The sequence below is a fragment of the Kitasatospora sp. NPDC032150 genome (genome assembly GCF_055579945.1).
Genome location: NZ_JBVIMH010000084.1, coordinates 1 through 4,590, shown reverse-complemented (window position 1 = coordinate 4,590; position 4,590 = coordinate 1). Strand labels below are relative to the sequence as shown.

The window sequence follows — 4,590 nt, the reverse complement described above, 5'->3', positions numbered from 1 at the left end:
ATCGACTTTCTTCGCCGATCGTTGATCTACAGGTGTCCCGTTGCCTTGTTCAAGCCCCTTGACCTGCGCACTCATGCCATAACGCAGCGGCGTTGTAGAGAACTCCATGATCACGTGGACCCGTGCCCGTTCTGCCGCCCACCCCACCTCCTCGGCACCTATTGCCGGTCGGTCTTAAGCATCTCAGGCTCGTGGAACTTTGGTTGGAGGGTTGGTCGGGGTTGTCCTGTAGTGCGGTGCGATGGCGACTGCTTCGGCGGCGTCGCGGGTGGGCTGGGGCCAGAGACGGTGTTCGCTGCGCTTGACACCGAAGTTGGACATCTTGCGTTTGACGACGCGAGGGTTGGAACGTCTGCGGCGGACGGGCAGCAGTCGTTCGGCTATCTCGCCGATGCCGGCCGTGATAGCCGTGGCCAGGCGGTCAGGGGGAAAAGGCCGCCTGCGCCGCGACTTGGCGCCGCGCGAGGCGGAGGGTACGGGTGAAAGAGAGCCGGTCCGCGTCGATCCCGGCTGGGCCTGCGCTGTCGTGCATGAGCGAGCGGATGGCATGGTGAACGAGCAGGTGGGCCCAGACCTCCTGCTCGACGCCCTCCGGCGAGCGGGAGCGCAGGACCTGGGCGGGGCCGCGCTGGTGGGTCTTGAGCTCGTCGAGGGCATGAGGTGGACCACGCAGGTCTGGGTGATGGCCTGCGGTCAGACCGCTGAGATGGCGTCCGGCAGGCCCTTGAGGCCGTCGCCGACCACCATGCACACGTCTTCGACGCCGCGGTTCTTGATCTCGGTCAGGACCTGGAGCCAGTACTTGGCTCCCTCGCCGCCGTCGCCGGGCTACAGTCCGAGGATGTCGCGGGTGCCGTCCACGGTCACCGCGAGGGCGACGTAGATCGGCCGGTTGGCGACCTGCCCGTCGCGGACCTTGACGTGGATGCAGTCGATGAAGACCACCGGGTAGATCGCGTCGAGCGGGCGGTTCTGCCATTCGGCCATCCCGTCCATGACCTTGTCGATGATGGTGGAGATGGTCGACTTGGACACGCTCGCCCCGTAGACCTCGGCCAGGTGCGCGGAGATGTCACCGCGCGTCAGTCGCCTTGCGGACAGGGACAGCACCATCTCGTCGACGCCGGTCAACCGCCGCTGGCGCTTCTTGACGATCTGCGGCTCGAAGCTGCCCTCGCGGTCGCGGGGCACCTCGATCTCGACCGGTCCAACGTCGGTCAGCACCGTCTTCGCCCGGACACCGTTGCGACTGTTGCCGCTGCCCGCGCCTGCCCGGTCGTGCTGCTCATAGCCGAGGTGGCCGGTGATCTCGCCCTCCAGGGCGGACTCCAGCACCCGCTTGGTCAGCTGCTGTAGCAGCCCGCCCTCGCCGGTCAGCTGGAGCCCGCTGGCCCGGGCTCGGTCGACCAGCTGCCCGATCAACTGCTCGTCCAGCAGGTCCGCCGACAGCTCAGTCGGCCGGACGTCTTCAACCGGCCTCAACCGAGGCGATCACGTCGCTCATCAGGTGCTCTTCCTTGATCGGGAGATACACCGGTCACCGTACAGACCCGCTCCTGGCGAGCCGTCAGCTGACGCCGCTGCGACCAAGATCCCCGACAGAGTCAAGCTCAGGTCCCGGGTGAGGTCGTTGACGACTCTGGGCGGGGCGGATAGCGCTGGCTCCGCGGCCGGGACTTGGAGTGGACCGGCAGCGGCTGGCCGGGTGGCCATATCGGTCACGGACCCCAGCATGCCCGTGTGTTCGGATGCGCGGTGCTCGCGGGGAAGATCGCCGGCATTGTGCTGGCCGTGCTGCGCTGTGACCAGCGGCCCGGCGACCTGGCCGACGCGAACGGGGTGCACCGCACCACGGTGCCGGCCACCCTGCTGCGGCGGCGGATCGTCCACGAGCACGAGCACGAGGCCGACCTCGCCGAGTTCACCCGCCTCGGCCTGCACGCCGTGCCCACCGCCCTGGGGGCGGACCCGGCCGGGGTGCATCGGAAGCGTTTCGGGCGCATTCTGTTCGACGGTCCACCACCTCGGGGCTCTTATGCGCCCGTCTCCCACCTGTTTGTTTCGTGATCGTTTCTTTAACGTCATGAAGGGCCAGCTCCGGCTTCGGGGTTGGACTACAGGCCCCTTAGGCCTTTGGGCCGGCTCGGGCCGCAGTGCAGGGGGGTACTCATGCACAAAATCCGAATATTCCGCAGGGCCATGCCCAGGTGGCTGGCCGTGCTCGTGACGGCCGCGCTCGCGCTCGCCGGGGTCGTGGCGGTCTCCGCGGCACCGGCCGCCGCCGCGTCTGGCGTCGTGGTGCAGGTCGGCTACGCCGACAACGCGCGCGCCAACCCGAACAACTTCCCGACGCCGTGGGCGGGCTCGCCCGGGGTGACGTTCGACGGCTGCGTCGGCTGCACCTACGACGCGGGCGCGGTGCGCGTCGTCAACAACACCTCGATCGCGCAAACCGTCGACTCGGTGATCGTGAAGATCAGCACGTGTACCTTCGACATCTGGCCGCATGGCACCGTGTTGCAGCCCGGGAAGCAAATGATCGTCACTCAGACCAATCCCACCGCCGCCGCGGTATGCGGCGGTACCAGTGGAGCATTCGACACCTCGGACATCGGGGTCAACGGCGCGGCGACGAACTGCACACCGGACGGAGTGATCCCTGAGGTCGACGTGACGATCGGCGGTGTGACGAACGCGCTGTTCGACACGAAGCAGGTGCTCAACACCGGCGGGATCGACCTGGCAGCCTGCCCGGCCGGCACCAACGAGTCGGCGCAGTGGTCGCTGCTCGGCACGCGCTGCCCGAGCGCGTCTCTCACACTCGGTCCATCGACCCAGACCGACGACGTCGGGACCACGGCCTCATTCCGGGCCACGCTCACCAACTCCTGCGGCGACCCTCTGCAGGGCGCCACCGTCTCCTTCACCGTGCAGTCAGGGCCCAACGCGGGCTTGACAGAGACCGCGACGACCGACGTGAACGGCGTGGCGACATTCTCCTATACCGGTGCGAACCCCGGTACCGACATCGCCATCGAGACGACCGCCAACCCGGCGGGCACGATCACCTCGAACACCGTGACCGTGGTCTGGCAGAAACGGCCGTCGTCGCTGACCATCACCGGAACGTCGACCAGCGACTACAACGACCCGGGCACCGTGTCCGCGGTGCTGACCGACAACGGCGGGCCGGCGGCCGGCCAGACGATCGTGTTCACGCTGAACAAATCCGAGTCCTGCTCGGCGGTCACCGACGCGAGCGGAACGGCGTCCTGCCAGATCACCCCGCAGGAAGCCGCCGGCTCCTATCCGCTGACCGCAACCTTCTCGGGCAGCGCGACCGACCTGGGCTCGTCGTCGACCGCCACCTATACCGTCAACCTTGAACAGACCACGCTGAGGTACACCGGCCCGTCCAAGGCCGCCAACGGTGTGCCGCTCACACTCTCCGGCGTGCTGCTCGAGGACGGCACCTCGGCGATCGCCGGCCGCAAGGTCACCTTCACCCTCGGTTCCGGGGCCTCGGCCCAGTCCTGCACCGGTACGACCGACGGCAACGGAAACGCCTCCTGCACCATCTCCTCCGTCAACCAGCCGGCGTCCAGCACCTCGGTCCCGGTCACCGCGGTCTTCGCCGGTGACGCCTACTACCTGCCGGCCTCGGCCGGCGCGACCCTGAAGTTCCAATACATGACCGGCGAGGCGTTCGGCCTCTCCTCGAGCGGCCTGGTCACGATCGCCGCGATTCCCGACACCGGTCCGATCCAGACGGCGTCCGCCGGAACCTTCGGCCCGCCGTGCGTGGCCAGCATCGGCGGACTGATCAGCGCCCACGCGCTGTGCGCGCAGGTGGTCACATCCGTCAATCCCGGCACCTCGATCGCGACCTCCGGGGTGCAGGACGCCACCATCGGCGTGACGGGCGTGCCGGTGATCAAGATCGGCCTGGTGCAGTCCTCGTCCACGACGAACTGCGGCGGATCGACCGGCAGTGTCACCATCGGGTCGGTCACCGTCGGCGGCATCCCGGTGAACGTGAACCTGCATCCGGGCGCAAACACGACCGTCACCGTGCTCGGAGTCACCCTGACATTCAACGAGCAGACGCCGGTGACCGGAGCCGACCAGGGCCTGACCGTCAACGCCGTCCACATCAACGCACTCGGGCTGCTGAACGTCGTGATCGGCTCGTCCAGCAGCGATATCGGCAACTGCTAAACCGCTGCTGTTCGCAACCACTTCCCAGGGGCCGCCCGGCGAACGTCGGGCGGCCCCGCCCGCGCCTGGGGCCTCAGCAACGAAGGTCAGTGCCAGGTGCTCGAGCCCACCGACGCCGTCGCACCGGTAGACGCCACCGCCCGCTGTGTCGGCGGCGGCTGAACCGTGGTTCACCCGCCGGCGAGACGCTGATCGCGCCCACGGAAACCAGCAGTTTCTGACCGCCGCCGAGTTCGACGCGCCACTACCTCCAGAATTCACGAACTCGTTCACTTTCAGAAGCGATTCCCAAACCGAAGGTAGGGTCACGTTTTCCCAGGTGTTGCGTCCTGAACGCGAGAAGGAGTTGGTAGTAGGACAGCTTCCAATTGC

1 protein-coding gene and 3 pseudogenes are annotated in these 4,590 nt (G+C 67.6%); 2 read left to right on the top strand and 2 right to left on the bottom strand.

What is annotated here, in order from left to right; all coding sequences use genetic code 11:
- Positions 1-421 precede the first annotated feature (421 nt).
- Both ACZ5ON_RS35740 and ACZ5ON_RS35735 read right to left on the bottom strand, forming a co-directional pair.
- Positions 422-649, bottom strand: a pseudogene (locus ACZ5ON_RS35740) (IS4 family transposase); the annotation flags it as partial.
- Between the two features lie 47 nt (positions 650-696).
- A pseudogene (locus tag ACZ5ON_RS35735) lies at positions 697-1,482 on the bottom strand (IS256 family transposase); the annotation flags it as partial.
- Between the two features lie 378 nt (positions 1,483-1,860).
- On the opposite strand from ACZ5ON_RS35735, the pseudogene ACZ5ON_RS35730 reads away from it, so the two are divergent.
- Positions 1,861-2,067 (top strand): annotated as a pseudogene (locus tag ACZ5ON_RS35730) (hypothetical protein); the annotation flags it as partial.
- A gap of 150 nt (positions 2,068-2,217) precedes the next feature.
- Complete coding sequence (locus tag ACZ5ON_RS35725) at positions 2,218-4,218, top strand: choice-of-anchor P family protein (RefSeq protein WP_465601724.1); 2,001 nt, start codon at positions 2,218-2,220, stop codon at positions 4,216-4,218.
- The last annotated feature ends 372 nt before the right edge of the window (positions 4,219-4,590 follow it).